At 69.4% G+C, this 17,201-nt stretch carries 18 protein-coding genes; 6 read left to right on the forward strand and 12 right to left on the reverse strand.

Features of this window, described 5'->3' with window-relative positions; genetic code table 11:
• Window positions 1-29 precede the first annotated feature (29 nt).
• A complete protein-coding gene (locus VFB40_RS00440) occupies window positions 30-440 on the forward strand; it encodes an STAS domain-containing protein (RefSeq protein ID WP_324847220.1) in 411 nt (136 codons plus the stop codon).
• A 63-nt stretch (window positions 441-503) separates the two neighbouring features.
• Here VFB40_RS00440 and VFB40_RS00445 read toward each other — a convergent pair whose 3' ends face one another.
• Entirely contained in the window at window positions 504-1,532 is a 1,029-nt protein-coding gene (locus VFB40_RS00445) for a fatty acid desaturase family protein (protein WP_324847221.1), read from the reverse strand.
• A 510-nt stretch (window positions 1,533-2,042) separates the two neighbouring features.
• On the opposite strand from VFB40_RS00445, the gene VFB40_RS00450 reads away from it, so the two are divergent.
• From VFB40_RS00450 to VFB40_RS00470, 5 genes are all read left to right on the forward strand, one after another.
• A complete protein-coding gene (locus tag VFB40_RS00450; RefSeq protein WP_324847222.1) occupies window positions 2,043-3,182 on the forward strand; it encodes a glycosyltransferase in 1,140 nt (379 codons plus the stop codon).
• Window positions 3,183-3,361: 179 nt separating this feature from the next.
• Window positions 3,362-3,841 (forward strand): DUF5994 family protein, encoded by a 480-nt coding sequence (locus VFB40_RS00455; protein WP_324847223.1) that lies wholly within the window; start codon window positions 3,362-3,364, stop codon window positions 3,839-3,841.
• A gap of 467 nt (window positions 3,842-4,308) precedes the next feature.
• A complete protein-coding gene (locus VFB40_RS00460) occupies window positions 4,309-5,457 on the forward strand; it encodes a glycosyltransferase (protein WP_324847224.1) in 1,149 nt (382 codons plus the stop codon).
• A gap of 84 nt (window positions 5,458-5,541) precedes the next feature.
• The gene (locus VFB40_RS00465; RefSeq protein WP_211469225.1) at window positions 5,542-5,745 is read left to right on the forward strand and encodes a cold-shock protein; all 204 of its coding nucleotides are present in this window, start codon (window positions 5,542-5,544) and stop codon (window positions 5,743-5,745) included.
• Window positions 5,746-6,201: 456 nt separating this feature from the next.
• Window positions 6,202-6,417, forward strand: a complete 216-nt coding sequence (locus VFB40_RS00470; RefSeq protein ID WP_324847225.1) for a hypothetical protein — start codon at window positions 6,202-6,204, stop codon at window positions 6,415-6,417.
• A gap of 15 nt (window positions 6,418-6,432) precedes the next feature.
• Here VFB40_RS00470 and VFB40_RS00475 read toward each other — a convergent pair whose 3' ends face one another.
• The 11 genes from VFB40_RS00475 to VFB40_RS00525 all read right to left on the reverse strand — a co-directional run bounded on the left by VFB40_RS00475 (window position 6,433) and on the right by VFB40_RS00525 (window position 16,670).
• Window positions 6,433-6,792 carry an RNA polymerase-binding protein RbpA gene (locus VFB40_RS00475; protein WP_324847251.1) on the reverse strand — a complete coding sequence of 120 codons (360 nt, stop codon included), beginning with the start codon at window positions 6,790-6,792 and terminating at the stop codon, window positions 6,433-6,435.
• A gap of 619 nt (window positions 6,793-7,411) precedes the next feature.
• Window positions 7,412-8,857 carry a nitronate monooxygenase gene (locus VFB40_RS00480; RefSeq protein WP_324847226.1) on the reverse strand — a complete coding sequence of 482 codons (1,446 nt, stop codon included), beginning with the start codon at window positions 8,855-8,857 and terminating at the stop codon, window positions 7,412-7,414.
• A gap of 994 nt (window positions 8,858-9,851) precedes the next feature.
• A complete protein-coding gene (locus VFB40_RS00485; RefSeq protein WP_324847227.1) occupies window positions 9,852-10,178 on the reverse strand; it encodes an ANTAR domain-containing protein in 327 nt (108 codons plus the stop codon).
• Window positions 10,179-10,286: 108 nt separating this feature from the next.
• Complete coding sequence (locus VFB40_RS00490; protein ID WP_324847228.1) at window positions 10,287-10,622, reverse strand: GAF domain-containing protein; 336 nt, start codon at window positions 10,620-10,622, stop codon at window positions 10,287-10,289.
• Between the two features lie 66 nt (window positions 10,623-10,688).
• On the reverse strand, window positions 10,689-10,832 hold the full coding sequence (locus tag VFB40_RS00495) for a hypothetical protein (RefSeq protein ID WP_324847229.1): 144 nt from the start codon (window positions 10,830-10,832) through the stop codon (window positions 10,689-10,691).
• Between the two features lie 148 nt (window positions 10,833-10,980).
• A complete protein-coding gene (locus VFB40_RS00500) occupies window positions 10,981-11,382 on the reverse strand; it encodes a hypothetical protein (RefSeq protein WP_324847230.1) in 402 nt (133 codons plus the stop codon).
• Window positions 11,383-11,905: 523 nt separating this feature from the next.
• Complete coding sequence (locus VFB40_RS00505; RefSeq protein ID WP_324847231.1) at window positions 11,906-13,462, reverse strand: glycoside hydrolase family 130 protein; 1,557 nt, start codon at window positions 13,460-13,462, stop codon at window positions 11,906-11,908.
• Complete coding sequence (locus VFB40_RS00510) at window positions 13,459-14,451, reverse strand: glycosyltransferase (protein ID WP_324847232.1); 993 nt, start codon at window positions 14,449-14,451, stop codon at window positions 13,459-13,461. The genes VFB40_RS00505 and VFB40_RS00510 overlap by 4 nt, the downstream gene beginning before the upstream one ends.
• 65 nt (window positions 14,452-14,516) lie before the next feature.
• Window positions 14,517-15,626, reverse strand: coding sequence for a glycosyltransferase (locus VFB40_RS00515; protein ID WP_324847233.1), 1,110 nt, complete (start codon window positions 15,624-15,626; stop codon window positions 14,517-14,519).
• 280 nt (window positions 15,627-15,906) lie between these two features.
• Complete coding sequence (locus tag VFB40_RS00520; RefSeq protein WP_324847234.1) at window positions 15,907-16,131, reverse strand: cold-shock protein; 225 nt, start codon at window positions 16,129-16,131, stop codon at window positions 15,907-15,909.
• Between the two features lie 134 nt (window positions 16,132-16,265).
• Window positions 16,266-16,670 carry a hypothetical protein gene (locus VFB40_RS00525; RefSeq protein WP_324847235.1) on the reverse strand — a complete coding sequence of 135 codons (405 nt, stop codon included), beginning with the start codon at window positions 16,668-16,670 and terminating at the stop codon, window positions 16,266-16,268.
• Between the last annotated feature and the right edge of the window lie 531 nt (window positions 16,671-17,201).

Below are 17,201 nucleotides of genomic sequence, written 5' to 3' on the forward strand. Positions count from 1 at the left end.
CAGCTGAAAGACACTCGCAACCGCCGCGGATGGGCGGACGCCTCAAGCCGGAAGTGCGCTGGCAGGAAACCGTCTGGCTGCGGGTGAGTGTCCGAACTCAACCCGACCACACTCTCGTCGTCCTCGCCGGCGAGTTGGACATAGCCGACGCCGAGCCGCTCGCCTTCCAGCTGTCCGCGTTGATCTCCGCAGGACACACGCGCATCGTGGCCGACCTGACCGAGCTGCTGTTCTGTGACGCGCCGGGATTGAGAACCCTTGAGCAGGCCGCCCGACGGGCGGCACTGCGCGGCGGTTGGGTGCGACTGGCGGGCACCAGAACACCGATAAAACGGATCATCCGCATCGCGAAGCTGACGCAGCCACTTCCCGCGTACGACACCGTCGAGAATGCTCTGGCGGATCGCGACGAGCCGCCGCGCGACGGCACCCGCGGCTGACGCGTCGTCGCGCCGAGACCACCTGCGGTCCAGCCGGGCGCCATGGGCGCGCCGGATCCTCGATCACAGTTCCACGGCCGCGCCGACGCTCCCGAGATGCCGCAAAGCCTGGCGGTAGGAGTCCAGCGCACTGCACTCTCGGTACGCGATACCGCGCTCCGCGCAGTAAGCGCGAACCAGCGGCTGAGCACGCTTGAGGTTGGCGCGCGGCATGCTGGGAAACAGATGGTGCTCGATCTGGTAGTTCAAGCCCCCGAGGATCCAGTCGGTGACCGGCCCGCCGTGCACGTTGCGCGAGCTGAGCACCTGGCGGCGCAGGAAGTCCGCGGCGTCTTCGTCGGCCGGCCCGGGCATGCCCTTGTGGTTGGGCGCGAACGCACACCCCAGGTAGAGGCCGAAGACCGCCTGGTTCACGGCGGCGAACGCCAGCGCGCGACCGGCGGAGAGCAGCAATGCGAGCGCGGTCACGTATGCGGCGATGTGCAGGACCAGCAGCCCGATCTCCAGCAGCCCGACCCGGTCGCGCCTGTGCAGCAGAGCCCTGATGCTTCCGGCGTGCAGGTTGAGCGCCTCGAGCGTGAGCAGCGGAAAGAAGAACCAGGCCTGATACCGGGCGGCCAGGCGGCCGAGCCGTCGCTGGCGGGCGGACGCCTGGCCGGCGGTGAACACCAGCGCGCCCGCGCCGACGTCCGGATCGCGCCCGACCTCGTTGGGATGCGCGTGATGCCGATTGTGCTTGTCCACCCACCAGCCGTAACTCAACCCGATCAATGCGTTGGCGTGCAGGATCCCCAGCGCGTCGCTGGCCCGGCCGCGGCGCACGATCTGCCGGTGCCCGGCGTCGTGGCCGACGAATCCGATCTGCGCGAAGACGACCGCGAGGAATGCCGCGGTGGCCAGCTGCCACCAGGTGTCGCCCAACACGACGAACACGGCGGCCGCGGCAGCAAGCAGCGCCGTGGTGATGGCGATCTTGGCCGAGTAATACCCAGGGCGCCGCTCAAGCAGCCCTGCCTCCCGCACCTTTCGCAGCAACTCGGCGAATTCGCTTCCCTTCGCCGTGGACGCGCGTGCGAACGTCTGCTCAACCAATGGTGGTCCTCTCGCTGGGCGACGCGGTGTCAGCGAGACTGATCTCCAGATTGGCGGGGGCTGGACCAAGACGAGGCATCGGGCGGGCTGACGGCCTGATCGCCCCAGTATGCGCCTTCCTGATGCGCTACGCCGCTTCACGGCGCCGACTGTGCCCGCTTAGCGCCAGCACGCCGGGAAACCGCTTCGTGGGGCCTTGCCCGCACAGGCGGCCAGCCGGCGGAACCGCGCCGGAGCCATGCAGGGTGCTACGATGTGAACACTTGCTGTAGTTTTGCGACGTTCACCGGTGTTGGGTCTCCTCCCGCCCGGGCCGGATCCGACGAACCCCCACTCGGGGCGCGGAGCTCTCAGCGTCGCCGTGCAGCGCTCGTCCTTCTCCCTCTTGGCGCACCATGCGTTTCCGGCAGGCCGCACTGCCGGGTTGAGGGTTTCTCCCGCGTGAGGCCGATCATTCGGACGCCCGAGCGGTCTGCCGTCAACCGACGCCGCCTGCGAGGTACCGCACCAATGGTCAATTACGGCTTTCTGAGTCCCTATCCGCCCACGAAGTGCGCACTGGCCACGTTCTGCGTAGCGCTGCTGCACCATCTCGAGGCCCCCAGGGCAGACGAGCGCTGCGGGGTCGTCCATGTGGTCGACGCGCTGTCAGAGCACGAGCTCGGCGACACGGCCATGCGGCTCGTCAGCGGTCGGCCGGTGAGCGCGTTGCGCGCCGCCGACGCCCTCAACCAGTTCGACGTCGTCATCGTCCAACACGATTTCGACGTCTACGGCGGCCCGGATGGCGAGGAGGTTCTCGATGTGCTCGCCGGCGTGGAAAAGCCTGTGATCACCGTGCTGCACACGGTGCCGGCCGCCCCGACGCCGCACAAGCGCCAGGTGCTCCAGCGGATCATCAACGCGTCCAGCGCTGTCGTAGTCCTGTCTCGGACCGCCGCGCTCACGCTCACCGACTCCTACCGAATCGGCGCAGCTCACGTCAGCATGATCCCGCAGGGAGCCCTGACAGCCGATTCCTCGCAGCCGGGCCCACGCCCCGACGGCCCGCCCACCGTGCTCACGTGGGGCCTGCTCGGTCCCGGAAAAGGAATCGAGTGGGCCATAGCGGCGCTCGGCCAGCTGCGTGACCTTCGTCCAGCCCCCAGGTACCTCATCGCCGGCCGGACCCATCCGAAAGTACTCGCCGAGCAGGGCGAGTCCTACCGCGCCTACCTGCACCGGCAGGCCCAGCGCTTCGGCGTGGCAGACCTGGTCGAGTTCGACCCCGCCTACCGCGCGATCACGGCGCTCACCGCGTTGGTACGCGAAGCGGACGTGGTGCTGCTGCCCTATGACTCGACCATCAAGGCCAGCTCTGGAGTGCTGGTCGAGTCGATCGCGGCCGGACGCCCGGTGATCGCCACCGGTTTCCCGCAAGCCCGCGAACTGCTCGCCGACGGCGCCGGGCTCCTGATACCGCACCGGGATCCCTGGGCGATGGCGCACGCGATACGCCGGGTTCTGACGGAGCCGGGCCTGGCCGCCAAGATGGCCGATCGCTGCGCGGGCCTCGCCCCCGGCTTCGACTGGAACACCATCGCCGGCAGCTACCGCTCGCTGGCCAGAGCGCTCATAGCGGCCCGCGCCGAAAATCGGGTCGCGACATGACCATCCCGCCCCGCCCCGGGCCGGGACCCGGTCGCGCGTGCCACCTACGCGGCGACGGCGCACCAGAACCGGAGTAGGCTCAGATCACCGAAGGCACCTCGTAGACCGCCCTCCTCGGCGGGATCGTCTCCGGCGAACGGCAACAGCGGGCGATCACCAGCCCGAGACAGGTCGGCACCGTGACCACGACCGTCGCCCCTCCCCTCGATCCCGAGCCTCCCGCACCGCCCGACGCGCGCATCAGCCTGAAACCCGCCGGCAGCCATCCGGGAATGGTGAACGGCGCATGGTGGCCGCGCTCGCGCGACCTCGCACGCGAACTACCGCCGCTGATCGCCGAGCTGGACAAGGTGTGGGGCAAGGTCGATCGCGCCACCGTGAACGTGAACATGTGGCCTGACATCCCCCGGCGGGTGCGCACCGGAACGCACGTCGTACGGGTGGGCTGGTTCGACGCCGAGCAGGACCGGCACGACATCTGTCTTCTCGCCTACCGTCGAGGCGGGCGATGGGACCTGTTGGTCGTGCCTCCCGAGCTCGATCCCGACACCGCCGCGCGCCTCATGGCCGCCGCCGCCGAATCCGGAAACGTGCAATCCGCGTCCGCCCTGCTCGCCACCGCGCCGACTTTCCAGCCCGGGCCGACCCCGGCGCCGTAGGGATTTCGCGCTGAGAGCCGCCGTCCGAGTCAGGCGCCTTCGCCCGCAAAGGGTGGTAGAGTTCGAATTGCCCGCGATATTTCGCACATCGGCAATCGACGTCGGTGTCGCCGCGAGTGATATGAGAATCCGGATTGCCAAGGTGATTCGGAGTTAGGTGTCTGACGATGCCGAACCAAAGCTCCTCCGGGCCCGCCGCCGACGCGCACCGCTGAGGCCGCTGCTCAACACTCCGCGAAACGGTCGGCGGCAAAGGCGCGAGAAATCAACCGGGGCCAAGAATCCCGCGCTCATAATCGAAGCAATCGGCTCCGCGGCGGCTTTTATAAGTATCCCTCCCGGCATCAAGGCGCGCATGCGTCATCGGCCGAGCATACGGTCGGTGCCGGGAGCGGGTTCCGCCTGGCGCCGGTCGTACGGATCCGACGCTCCAGTTGACGATCCGCTCACGGTCAGATAGGTCCAAGATGGTCACGTACGGCTTCCTGAGCACGTTCCCACCGACCCGCTGCGGCCTTGCGACCTTCAGCCTCGCGCTGGCGCAGCACCTGCACGATCCTGCGGCCGCAGAGCGCTGCGGCGTCGTACAGGTGGTCGACCGGCTTCGCCCCAAGGCGCGCCAGGACCACACGGTGCAGTTGGTCAATGGGCGTCCGTGGAGCGCCGGGCCGGCGATCGAAGCGCTCAACCGGTGCGACGTCACGATCGTGCAGCATGACTTCGACATCTATGGCGGGCCCGACGGTGACGAGGTTCTCGCCGTGCTCGAAGCAGTCGAGAAGCCCCAGATCATCGTCCTGCACACCGTGCCCGCGGCCCCGGCGCCCCATCGACGCCTCGTTCTCCAGCGCGTCGTCGACGCGGCGTCCGCCGTCGTTGTGCTCTCCCACGCGGATGCGGCGACGCTCGTCATGGAGTACCGCGTGGCGCCTGACCGCATCAGCGTGATCCCGCGCGGAGCCGCAGCCGTGACGCCGGCACGCCCTGACCGGCGTCCCGCCGGCCCGCAACCGCCGACCATACTGACCTGGGGGCTGATCGGTCCGGGCAAGGGGATCGAATGGGCCCTGGCCGCACTCGGCCTGATGCGCGATATGGACCCCATGCCCCGCTACCTGGTCTGCGGCCAGACTCATCCGCGCGTCGCTGCCCGAGATGGGGATGCGTACCGTGAGTCGCTGTACCGGTTGGCCCGCGAGGGCGGCGTGACCGGCCACGTGCAATTCGATTCGACCTACCGCACCCCCGTGGCGCTGGCGGCGCTGATACACCGGGCCGACGTGGTGCTGCTGCCCTATGACTCCCGCGATAGGACCACCTCGGCCGTGCTCGCCGAGGCCGTTGCGGCACGGCGCCCTGTGGTCGCGACCGCGTTCCCGTACGCGCGCGAGCTGCTCGGCGATGGAGCGGGACTGGTCGTCCCGTACCAGGACCCTGTCGCTCTATCGCGGGCGCTGCGCAGGGTACTGACCGAGCCCGGGCTGGCCGACACCATGCAGAACAGGAGCGGACAACTCGCGCCGCGCCTCGCCTGGCCGGGCATCGCGGCCAGCTACCGCGGTCTCGCGCAGGCTGTTCTCGGCCGCGCAGCGCCAACCTCCGGCGTAAACGTGTAGAGTTGCCCGAATATGGGCGCGAGCGCGGCGCGGTTCTAAAAGTCTCTGATCCGGAGCGCTCACCCCATGAAGGAGAAGAAACGCATGGCAACTGGCACTGTGAAGTGGTTCAACGCGGAGAAGGGCTTCGGATTCATCGAGCAGGACGGCGGCGGCCCCGACGTCTTCGCCCACTACTCCGCGATCGCCACCCAGGGCTATCGTGAACTGCGCGAAGGACAGAACGTCACCTTCGAGGTCACCCAAGGCCCCAAGGGGCCTCAGGCAGCGAACATCCTGCCGCTCTAGGTCTGTGACCGCAGAAGAATTCGCAGTGCGGCGCCCCGTGATGTGTCATGGGGCGCCGCACTGCGCTGCACATCCTGTCTAACGGCTGCCTGTAACGACCGGGCGGCGAGATTACATCCACGCGCGGGAGGGCCCGTCGGGCTCCGGACCGTGTGCTTCGCGGGTGGTGCGCTTGTGAGTACGGCGCCGGCGACCAGCCCGCGCCCGCGGAAAGACACACCGAGAAGCGCAGGCTGGCCTGTTCCAATCCGCTCAACCCGCGTTCGGAAAGCCGATGTTGCGGGGAGCCGCAGCCGCCGGTCGGAAAACCGAACACACTGCTGGCCTCAGCATAGCCGCAATAGCCGCGGCATACGACCCTTCGAGTGCCGATCCACGCTCCGGCGGACTGTGAACGGCCCGATCAAGGGCCGCAAATCGTTGTGAACGCCCTCCACACGGCATAGCCTGACAAGCATGGGCTCCGAGGACTGGATCGTCGCGACCGACACTGGAAGCTACTGGGGCAGGTCATGGGGTGCGGACGGAGTCACCTTTGTCAGGGCGAACGCCTATCGCTACCCGTCTCGCGAACAAGCCGCCGCCAAGATCGACGAACTCGTGGCGGGTGGAGACGCCCGCGACTACCACGTAGAGGCGATAGCGCTCGGCCGGCGGTCGCGATACTACTGAGCGGGGGTTTCCCCCTCAGCAGTCGCGTAACCTCGCGAGGGCCTCATTGAGCAGTATTTCCGCCTCTGCGTCACTGCGGCGTTCCCGCACATAGGCCAGGTGTGTCCTGTACGGCGCGACGAGCGCTTTCGACGGCGGGTTGTCTTGGTCGCGCCCCGCCGGCAGGCCGCAGTGCGGGCAGTCCCAAATCTCCGGTATCGCAGCCTGGACTGCGAAGCTGCGACTGCATTGGTGGCCGCGGGTGCAGAAGTACTCGACCTGGGTCCGCTCGGCTGACAGGCCTCGGGTGGTGTCGCCCACGGGGCCACCACCGATCCTTACTCCGCGAAGCCGATTTTCCTTGCGAGTCAATCTCTCTGTCTCCTTGGTGAACATCACCGGTGTGGAGCGTCGGCGGTAAGGCGGTCGCCCATAACGGGATGCCAAATCTGTCGGGGAGTACGGCGCTCGATCTTGGGGAGCCTCGTCAGCGATCTCTGAGCGGGGAACGCGGACAGCTGCGAGCCCACTCGACGGCCCGCCGCGATGCGCGTCAACCTAATGACACCCTGCGCCGCGCGTGATCCGGCGGCGCCGGGCTCGGGCGTATGAACGGACCGCGTCAGTCCAGTGCGCGAGCGGCGGCCTGCCAAGCCAGGCCGGCAGGCCGGAGAACGGAGGTCTCAAAGCCGCACCGGCTGACAGAACCCTCAGCGCCGGTTTGTTCGGCGTCATCGTGGGCTGCGCGGAAGGTACTTTCGGCCTGCCTGCGAAGGCTGGCTGAGCGGGGTCATCGTTCGACATCCCGAGACACCTGACTCCGGATCACACAGTGATCCCGCTTCTGTATCGCTCGCGACGACACAGACTTGGTTGCCGGTGCGCGAAATGCCGCCAGTTCTCCGAGCATACTCCCCTTTATTCGTTCTGCGGCTGTCTGTCACATGCCGATTCAGAGAGGCGGCGTCGGCCGGAATCCAGCTCGCCGTACTCGAACTCGGCCTGCGGACTCCTGCTATTCCCCGAGGAGATAGTCGACTGCGTCGCGGGCGGTGTAAGTCCGTCCGTCGTGCGCCCGGGAGATCAGGTGACGTACGCCGGTGAAATCGGTTCCCGCCGTGACGATCGGCGGTTCGGTGTAGCCGCCCGCACGCTGCTGAGCAAGGCCTGCGGTGGCCAGCAGGCCATTGCACAGGCAGGCGCGTCCAACGGTGTTGGCTTCCCGCCCGCCGTGGCGTTCGACGTAGATGTCGACGGGTTCTGACGGGCAGCGGTATCCCACGCTGCCATCGGGCTTGCGGTAGGCGCTGCGCAACACACCAAGGTCGCACAGGCGGGGGCGCTCCTTGTACACCCGCTCGTCCGAGAGCGTGTCAGGCAACTCGGCCAGCTTGAACGGGAAGCCGGTGGGTGAGGCCCGTCCGTCCGTGCGCAGTCGCTCTCGTCCTTCGCCGGCCAGGGCCAGCAGGCGCTGCTTGTAGTTCGGATCCATCCCGGATTCCTGGCAGAGTGCGAAGATGGTGCCGGCCTGGATGCCGCGGGCGCCTGCGGCCTCGGCGCGCGCCAGCGCCTGTGGAGTGCCGTAGCAGCCGGCCATCCAGTACGGGATGCCGAGTCCGGCCAGGGCGTCGGGGGCGACCTCGTCGCGTTCGTCGTAGATCGGCTGCCCGCCTGGGTCGAGGCGGCGCGGTCCGCGCGGCGGGGCGTTGTGCCCTCCGGCCTCGTGGCCCTCCACCACGAATCCGTCGGGGCGGGTGGCCGGGTCGGCCGCCAGCGCGGCGGCCAGGTCCACGGACGCGACGATCGCGTCGAGCCTGGGCTTGCGCAGCACCGGCAGTGACGGGCCGAACAGGTCCCGCGGATCGAAGCGGGCGGCGAACTCCCCGTCGGCCGAGGTGCTCCCCTGCACGCGGACCGAGAGGGCGCCAGGTTCACGCGCTGCGAGCCGTTCCAGCAGTTCGGGAAGTTCCGCCGGGCTGCCCGCGCCGACCAGCACGTGGTCCACGCCGGCCAGCAGCGCGCCGTAGCAGGCGAACGGCAGCGGCAGCTCGATCTTGCGTAGATAGTTCACACCGACGAGCCCGGCGTGCCCCTCCTTGGCCAGGTAGACCTCGGCGAAGTTCGCGGCGACGGTCAACTCCTGCAGGGCGCGGCCGGGCTTCAGGGTGAAGCGCGGCGTCGGCCGGAAGGGCTTGTCCTGTCCCGCGTCGGCCGGCCGGTAATAGGCCGAGATGATGCGTTGCGCTGTCTGCGGGAAAGGGAAGTGCGCGAGTGCGCGCCGCATATGCCCACCGGGGTCGCCGCGCTGCAGGCGCCGGGCGCAGACCACCTCCAACGCGGTTCCTGATACCACGCCGAGTTGTCCGGTCATCGAGACCGCGCGGGCCAGTGGCCATCCCGAGATGGCCACACCCATGCCACCCTGGATGATCCTGGGGTCGGTCGCGTTTGCGTGGTACACCGTCACAACCTCCCCTCAGTGGGAGTAGCGGCATGATCGGCCGCGAACTGCCGGTAGAGCACGAGACCCGGCACGAAACGATCGTGCCGCCGTATCGACGCCCTGGCCGGCTTCGCCGCCGTCACCCGACGGTGCAAACCTACGGTACCGTAGGTTGCCTAGTCAGAAGTATGGCCGCGGGCCCGAGGTGCCGACAGGGTACTAAGACCTCTGCGAGAGCCCTGGCCGTTCGGCAGCGGTTCGATCTTCGACGGCCCTCCTGAATCAGCCGCCTTCGCAGCAGGAAGCCATATCAGACGGCTGCTGTAGACGGCCGCGATTCTTCCGCATCCGGCAGCATCGCCGCTTCCCGTTGCGCCGCCGCGCGCGGATCGCTTGGCGAAGCGACCAGGAGGGACGTTCACATAGCCCGCTGAGGGCCGTTCGGCCCTGCTCGAGCGAGACTGGCGGCCCCAGGATGAAGACCGCGGACCGCTCCCTGTCCCGTCCCGCTGGCGCATGCCGGGCCACCACGGCGCCGCGCCGGGCAGGTCGGCGTGTGAGTCGAACAGCGCGCACGAGGTCTCGTAGTTCGCCTTCGACCCACGACCTCGGGTCGTCTACGAGTCTCTGGCGGAGCAGGCCGCGCGTGCGCTGCACGCGCGGATCAGCCGCCAGGTCCTGGTGCCCCGCGGCGGGCCGCGCCGCCCACTTCAACACCACCCCTGCGTCCGGTGACCACCCCATCCGGCGGCGAGGCCGACGGCGGCCCGGCCGCGACAGCCGCCCGGCGGCACGAGCAGCCTCGGGAAGCTGACCGTTAGCCTCCGATCTGACTCCGCGCGAGGATCCCCGCGCCCGGACGCCGAGCAGAACTTGCCGCGAAGTCCGGGACAGCCCTGGTGGCAGGTCGCGGCGGACAGGTCCGCCGATGCGAGCGGCCCGGGCCGACTGACTGCGCCGTGCACCGACCGTCGCGGAACCGGCCGGGAGGCTGCGCGCGAACTCGAAGAGGTCAGGCCGGTTGCGGCCCAGGCCCGTCCAGGGCGCTGTGCTGCGAGGCACGAAGCAGTTCGACGGCAGTGGTGGAACCATCGGCGACCTGGCGGGCGAGATCGGACAGGTGCAAGTTCTGACTGCGAGCGTGGTCGCGCAGCAGGGCGAAGGCCGCGTCGACGGTGATCCGGCGGCGTTCGGCCAGCACCCCCTTGGCCTGTTCGATGGTCACCCGGCTGTCCAGCGCGCGCTGCAGCTGGGTGATGAGCAGTTCGGCCTGCTGGGCGCCGCGCTGCGCCAGAATGCCGATGGTGGCCACGTCTGCCAGTGCCTGCCCGGTACTCACGTCGGTTTCGCTAAGCGTCCCGGGCCGGGCGCAGAACAGATTGAGCGCCCCGATGACGGTGGTGCGCAGCCGGAGCGGAAGCGCGTGCGCGGAGACAAAGCCGGTAGCCTAAGCGGCCTCGACGAAGCGGGGCCAGCGCTGCTGGTTCGCACGGAGGTCCGCGTTGACCACCTGGTCACCGGTACGGAACGCGTCGAGACAGGGTCCTGCGTCGGCCTGCAGTTCGAACAACTCCAGCAGGCGCGCGCTCTCGCTGGAGGCGGCCATGGCGGGCAGCTGCCCATCCTGGTCGGCCAGCATGATTCCCGCGGCGGCCACGTCGAGCAGCCGCACACAGTGCTCAGCCAGGGTGTGCAGTAGCTCGATCACGTCGAAGTCGTCGACCAGAGTGTCGGCCACCTCGACGAACGCCTCGCCCAGCTGCTGTTCGCGGTTCACGCCCATGCCCCCAAGGTAAGTGCCGCACGGCGGCGCCGATAGGGCGGCAGCGAGTTCGGCCCGGCGGCTGTGTCAAGTCTCGAGCTCATCGAAACGCAGCCGACCCCCCACTACGTCGGCGGCGACCTCGGCGATCAGGCGATCCTCGGCGTAGGCATACGCGCGCAGCCGCACCAGGGCCTCGGCCAGGCTCACCCCGAGCTGCATACTGACCATCCCGGTGGCCTGGTGCCTCGCGCGTGTTCGCTGGACTTGGTCACGGCGCCTCGGCGGGATCGGAGTCGGTCACGCCGTGCGGACCTTGAACCGGCTGAAACGCATAACGCGGTCGTGGCATGTCCTCTCGCCCTGCGACCGGCATCGTTCACGGCCGCCGCCAGCCGGTCGCGCACGCCCTGATCAGGCGTCTGAGCAAGCGAGCGGCGCCTCGGGCACGATCCCGCGTCACCGCGCGGAATCGAACCTCCCGCGCCGGGGCGCGTGGTGGCTCACCCCCGTCCGCGCCCGCCTCGGCCAGGCCGCTCTGATCGGCGTGCGCCGCGCACCGGCGCTGCCCGGATGAACGGGCCAGCAGGTCCAACTCCGCACGCAGCGCTTCACGGACCCGCTGCGCGGCGAGCACGCTGCGGCGCGCCACTTCCAGCGCCTCGCGCAGATTCGCGGTGGCGGCACGGATCTCGTCGGGGTCACCGCCGTGTTGCGCCTCGTCCGCCAGCCGGTATGCGGTACGGCCGTTGGCGAGCGCGGTCTGTACCGCGGTTTCCATTCGGCAACCGCGGTCCCGCAGCAGCGATTCCCACTCCTGACAGACGATCTGCTCGGCTTCGCAGACGACGAGGGCGGGCTTCGACGATCGCGGTGTCAAACCGTTCGCCCAACGGGCGGTCCGCCGGTATCCGAACATTACGATGCTCGTGCGGTGCCGGCTCCGGTTCGGTGTTCGCCCGTCCAGACCGCGATCCGCCGGCGCACGCCGTGTTGCGCGTTCATCCGTTCGTCGATGCCACCACCAGGAACGGGTTGCAGACCGCCGCGGGAATCCGTCGCCATGAGTTCCACCTCGCAGTACGGGATGAAGCAGCGAAGCGGATCTCGAGACCGGCATATGGTCTAGACCTGATCGGGAACTCGGTCGGCTGCGTGAACGGGTGCTCAACCGCCAGTATGCGCCCATCCCGGGGCAGGCGACAGGGCCGCGGCGCCCATTTCACGCCCACGGCCAACGTCCGGCCCAGGTCTTCCCTGAGCCCGTAAGCCTGGGCGCCGACGGCCGGTCCGATCTGATCCGATCACGCTTTTCGGGCGGTGCCGCGCTCATCTTCGAGCGCTGCCGTCTGGGTCGTCGCGCCGTATGTTCGGCGCGCGGCCTGGAGCCGCTCGATCAGCGCGAGCAGCCGGATGCGGGCGAACGCGATGCGGGTGTCCGAAGTGCCGTAGGGCAGGATCAGCGTGTCCTGGTGAACGAGTGCGCCGCAGGAGTAGACGACGTTGGGCACGTAGCCGTCGCGTTCATCCTCCTGCGGGATGATCAGCGGTTCGGGCAGCGCGGCCACGACCCGGTAGGGGTCGTGCAGGTCCAGGAGCATCGCTCCGAGCGCGTAGCTGCGCATGGGTCCCACACCGTGGGTCAGTACCAGCCAGCCGGCCTCGGTCTCGATCGGCGGGCCGCAGTTACCCAGCTGCACCAGTCCCCAGGGCTGCCCGGGCGTCTGCAGGATCCGCGGCGCGGGCCAGATGTGTGGATCGCTGGAGGCCGTCAGCGCGTTGGATTCCCGGTCGTGGCGGGACAGGGCCAGATAGCTGCCGCCGACCTTGCGCGGGAACAGGGCCATGCCCTTGTTCGCGGCCGCGGCCCCGGTCAGCTGGGAGGCGCGGAAGGTTCGGAAGTCGGAAGTCTCCAGCAGTTGCGGGGCGATGTGCCGGCCGTCGTACGCGGTGTAGGTGGCATAGTAGACCGGTGCGGCGTCGGGTTCGGTGAACCGTACGAATCGGGCGTCCTCCATGCCGTGGCTTTCGGAGCGGCCGACCGGCCACAGAACGCGCTCGTCCAGGGCGCTGTCGGCGGGGAATTCGACCACGTAGTTGTTCGCGGCGATCTCGTGGATGCGCTCGACGGTGTGGTGTGCGCTGAGGCGGGTGAACAGCTGCGGGTGCAGGGCGGCGAGCGCGCGGTCGAGTTCGTCGCCGGTGAATCGCGGACTCAGGTTGCGCCGCAGGAAAGCGGCCAGTTCATCGTCGTGTCCTTCTTCGGCGAGGATGCCGTCGAACAGCGCGCGGTCGCACAGCACCCGGTGGTGCCGGCCGGTGGCCGGATACGGGCCGGGCTCGTCGAGTTCCAGCCGGTCGCCGGGTCCGATCACTCCGGTGCGGAACCCGACCGAGGAGATGTGCCCTTCGCCGACCGCGCGCACGCTCAGGATGAACCGCAGTTGACCGGGCAGCAGGCCGTCCTGGTCGGGATGCGCGACGATCGAGGGGTTGCACAGCGCGGCGCCCTCGATCGCGTATTCATGACTGAAGTAGGCGCCGATCAACTGGCGGCGCTCGCGCGAGGGGCGAGCGGCCGAGTCCAGCCTGTGACTGATCGAGTCGAAGTGGTCGGCGAAGGTGTCGGCCAGGTCCCGGTGGCGCGCCGCGAAGCGGTGCATCGTGTCGGTCAGGACGCTTTTCACGGTCGCCTCGTCCATGGACATGACGCGGTTGATGACCGCGGCGGCCCGCGAACCGTACGGAGGCGCGTCTTCCCCGGGCACGAACAGCTTGATGATCACCCGCCGTGGGTCAGGGCCGATTCGCAACGAGCTGCGCACGACGAGGCGGTCGGCGCGGGTGTCCGGAAGAGTCAATGTCCTTCCATTTCAAGGCGCCGGTGGTGCTGGAAGGTGGAGAGCAGCGCGAGGGTCGATTCGGCGCCCTGGTTCCAGTTCGGCCCGGTCGCGGTCAGCCCGTCGTATCCGCCGCCGGTGGCCGGGTCGCGCATCGGCGCGCGAGCGTCGTTCTCGCCGTCGAACCAGGCCACCGCGCGCCGTACCCCGCGCGCCCAGCGCACGTCGCCGCTGATCGCGAACGCGGTCGCGCAGGCGTCGGCGAGGACGGCGATCTCGATCGGCTGCTGGTCGAATCCCGGCCGCCCATCGCCGGGCGACCTGCCGCCGACCGGGGTGGGCGAGAGGTGGCCCGCCACGCTCTCGCTCTTCAGCAGCCAGCCGAGCAGGCGCAGTCCGCGCTCTTGCGTCGCCTTGTCGCGCAGCAGGTGCCCGGCGCTGATGAGGACCTCCGGCAGCACGGCGTTGGCATAGTGCAGTCGTTCCTGCGGCCACGGCCATGCGCTGTCGAGACCGTCTGGGCCGATCGCCGCCGCCGCGTCGGCCAGCAGTTCGCGGGCCGGACGGTGCACAGGATGCGCCTTGAGGACCTGCGCCGCGCCCAAGGCGGCGAACGCCATAGCGCGCACGTGCGGCGAGCGCAGGGCGGCGCCGTGCGCGAAACAGGACAGGGCGGCATCGCGAATCCAGTCCCGGCCGCACACCGCGGCCGTGCCCAGTCCCCACAGGGCACGCCCCCACCAGTCGCCGCTGCCCGGCTCGTCCTGCCAGTACCCGTCGTAGCCCAGCCGGTTGCGAAAACCTCCGTCCGGGCCCTGCGCACGCAGGAGGAACACCGTATGCCTCGCCGCCAGCGCGGCGACGGCTGCAGACGGGCTCGGCTCGCGGCACAGCAGCACCACGGCGCGCGCCGCGTCGTCGACGCAGTAGCCGTGCTCCAGGCGCGGGGCCGCACCGCAGGCGTGTTCCAGCAGACCGACCTCGTCGCTCAGGCTCAGCAGATGCCGCATATCAAGGCCCTCATCCGAAGGCCGGCCCGGGTGGGCGCCAGACGTGACCGCCGCGGTGCCCGCGCTCATGCCGGAACGCCTGCTTCCGCTTCAGCGCGCTCGGCCAGCAAGTCCGCGGCCACGGTCCGATACCGCTCGGCCACGCCGCTCCACGCCAGACCGGGGGCGATCCGGGCCGCGCTCGCACTCATCCGCGCCGCCAGACCGGGCTCAGTCAGCACTCTGCGCAGCGCGGCCGCGATCCCGACCGGATCACGGTGATCGACCAACAACCCGCTTCCGTTGCCGAGCAGCTCGCGGGCATGCGGGAACCGGGTCGCGACCACAGGGCGCAGCGCCGCGACCGCTTCGATCAGCACGCCGGAGGTCGCCTGCTCGCTCGAGTCATACGGCATCACCACGACGTCCGCGCTGCGCACCAGACGCAACAAGGACGACGAGTCACGATACGTGGGGTCGAAGCGCACCATTCCGGCGACACCCCGTACTACCGCGCGCTGCATCAGGCTCTCTCGATACGCCTCCCCGTCGTGTGCCAGCACCTTGGGATGCGTCTGCCCCGCGATCAGGTAGCGCGGCGACGGCACCAGATCGCGTAGATGCGCGAGCGCGTCGATCGCCCACTCCAGCCCCTTGCCCGGCCCCAGCAGGCCCCAGCTCAGGATCATCGGCTCGCGCACGACGCAGGACGGCTCCGAGCGCGGCTCGAACACCGGGAAACGCGTGTGCGCGCCGTGCGCGATCACCGAGACCTTCGATGATTCGATCAAGTAGCCCTCGAAGAGCCGGGCCTCGGCGATGCGGGACATCACCACCACCGCGTCGGCCGCGTCCACGATCCGCTCAAGGGTGGAGCGCTGATGCGCCGTCGGGCGGGCGAGCACCGTGTGCAGCACCACGATGGCGGGCACGCGCAACCGGGCGAGCACGTCGAGGACCTGCTCGCCGTCACGGCCCCCGTAGATGCCGTATTCGTGCTGGATCACCGCGACGTCATGGCGGTTGAGCTTCGCGGCCGCCACCAACCTCGACAGCCGCGAGTCGGCCAGCAGATACCCGACAATGCCGTCGGCGCGATCCGGGCCGAGTTCCGTCGGGCCGAGCACCCGCACGACCGCACTTCCCTCGGAACTGCTGGTCAGATGCCGAAACAGCTCCTGGCTGAACGTGGCCAACCCGCACTGGGTCGGAGGATAGGTACTGAGAAAACCATAGGAGACTGGCACAAGATCCCTTTCAGCGTTCGAGCCGGACGCAGATAGTCCCGAATGAGCCGGGAAGCGAACCCCACGCGATGCGCGCCGCAGGCGCCGGCCGCCGCGCGTGAGCAGGCCACAGGACACCGCCTCGGCGAGCCCGCAATCGGTTCGAACAGCGCCGAGCCCGCCGGGTCAGGCCACAGCTCGCGCAGTCGGCGCTCGCTCACCCGCCACGCCCGAGGAAGGCGGCGTTCCGTCAGCCGGCGGCGCCAACCGCCGGCAGCACGGCCAGGTTGACCGCGGCGACCCGGTCACTGTCCTGTTCGAGCTCGAAGGAAACCCGCGTGCCGTCGTCGAGGGAGGGGATGTTCGCCGCGGTGAGGGCGGTCATGTGCAAGAACACGTCCTTGCCGCCGTCATCCGGGGTGATGAATCCGTATTTCTTGGACACGCTGAACCATTTGACAGTTCCTTCTGCCATATTCACTCCTGTTCGTGTAATGCTTTAACTCATCGGGTTGGCGGCACGCCACACCCGGCGACGACGCGCGGGCATCGTCGGCGATAGTCGGCCGGGGATTTCCGGCCCTGCGCTGGCCCATCCGAGGCCCGCGGTCAGCGCCGGCCGGTTCCCGGCCGACGATGCACCCCTGGAATGTATGACCCCTGACTTTCCGCGTCTTCGACATCCGAGCCCGCCGCGGCCGGCTTCCACGCCGTCGTGGCAGGCGGCACCGCGCGCAGAGCGTCGAAGTACACTCGATCGGGGTCGTGCGGTGGGTCGGCTTGCCCGCGGCGCTGCCGTTCCCGGCGACCCCCATCGCCCACGGACCGGAGCAGCGCGACGGTGAGACCGACCACTCCGGCCAGCGTGACGATCAGTCCGGGCACCGGCATCCGCACTGCCAGGACGAGCACGGCGCCCACTGCGATCGCGACCAGGGAGGCAGCCTTGCCCGTCAGCCTCTTGAGCGCACGCTCGCGCGCGCCTTCCGGCTCAGCCTCCAGGGAGTGCCGCATCCGCGCGGCGTCCTGCCCACCAGGGTCGGCGGGCGACCGAGCGCCGTGGGCGGGTCGGTAACCGGACCCCGACGCCTGCCGACGCACGGTTTGCGCGGCGGGGGGCGGATAGGCCCAGTCGTCAACAGCGGGGTGGGAGCGTCGGCCGATTCCACCGTCGTTCAAGGGAGGGCGCCGGTCCGGCATCATCGGGAGCCTGTCTCCGGACCGCTCAGGCCCGGGTTCTCACTTCGCCCGCGGTGACACCGACTCAACTGTCAGCATTCGAAATACCTCGAGTAAATTCACTGTACACCCCGCCCGCCCTGCCCCCGCGAATAGCGCAAAGGCCGCAGTTCAGCCCGGCATCCCCCTGGCGAGCCGTCCGTGGGCAGGCAGGCGGTCACGGTGCCGGCGCGGCGCACAGGCCTTGGTCCGGCTACGACCTCGAGTTCCCTCGTCATGCCGCGATCGGCGAACGCGTCCTGCGGCCCTGAGCCGACCGAGCGCCGCGGCGTGCAGATCACGCAGCCGTCCGGCCCGAAGGCGAGC

Origin of the sequence: Actinocrinis sp., assembly GCF_035650855.1 — a bacterium.
Taxonomy (GTDB): domain Bacteria; phylum Actinomycetota; class Actinomycetes; order Streptomycetales; family Catenulisporaceae; genus Actinocrinis.

Coding starts and splice junctions, on each gene's coding strand:
- VFB40_RS00510 (WP_324847232.1), bottom strand. CDS start 14,451: ATGCGGCATCTGCTGAGCCTGAGCGACGAGGTCGGTCTGCTGGAACAC.
- VFB40_RS00450 (WP_324847222.1), top strand. CDS start 2,043: ATGGTCAATTACGGCTTTCTGAGTCCCTATCCGCCCACGAAGTGCGCA.
- VFB40_RS00490 (WP_324847228.1), bottom strand. CDS start 10,622: ATGGGCGTGAACCGCGAACAGCAGCTGGGCGAGGCGTTCGTCGAGGTG.
- VFB40_RS00440 (WP_324847220.1), top strand. CDS start 30: ATGGGCGGACGCCTCAAGCCGGAAGTGCGCTGGCAGGAAACCGTCTGG.
- VFB40_RS00520 (WP_324847234.1), bottom strand. CDS start 16,131: ATGGCAGAAGGAACTGTCAAATGGTTCAGCGTGTCCAAGAAATACGGA.
- VFB40_RS00470 (WP_324847225.1), top strand. CDS start 6,202: ATGGGCTCCGAGGACTGGATCGTCGCGACCGACACTGGAAGCTACTGG.
- VFB40_RS00460 (WP_324847224.1), top strand. CDS start 4,309: ATGGTCACGTACGGCTTCCTGAGCACGTTCCCACCGACCCGCTGCGGC.
- VFB40_RS00500 (WP_324847230.1), bottom strand. CDS start 11,382: ATGGAAACCGCGGTACAGACCGCGCTCGCCAACGGCCGTACCGCATAC.
- VFB40_RS00525 (WP_324847235.1), bottom strand. CDS start 16,670: ATGCGGCACTCCCTGGAGGCTGAGCCGGAAGGCGCGCGCGAGCGTGCG.
- VFB40_RS00475 (WP_324847251.1), bottom strand. CDS start 6,792: ATGTTCACCAAGGAGACAGAGAGATTGACTCGCAAGGAAAATCGGCTT.
- VFB40_RS00465 (WP_211469225.1), top strand. CDS start 5,542: ATGGCAACTGGCACTGTGAAGTGGTTCAACGCGGAGAAGGGCTTCGGA.
- VFB40_RS00495 (WP_324847229.1), bottom strand. CDS start 10,832: ATGGTCAGTATGCAGCTCGGGGTGAGCCTGGCCGAGGCCCTGGTGCGG.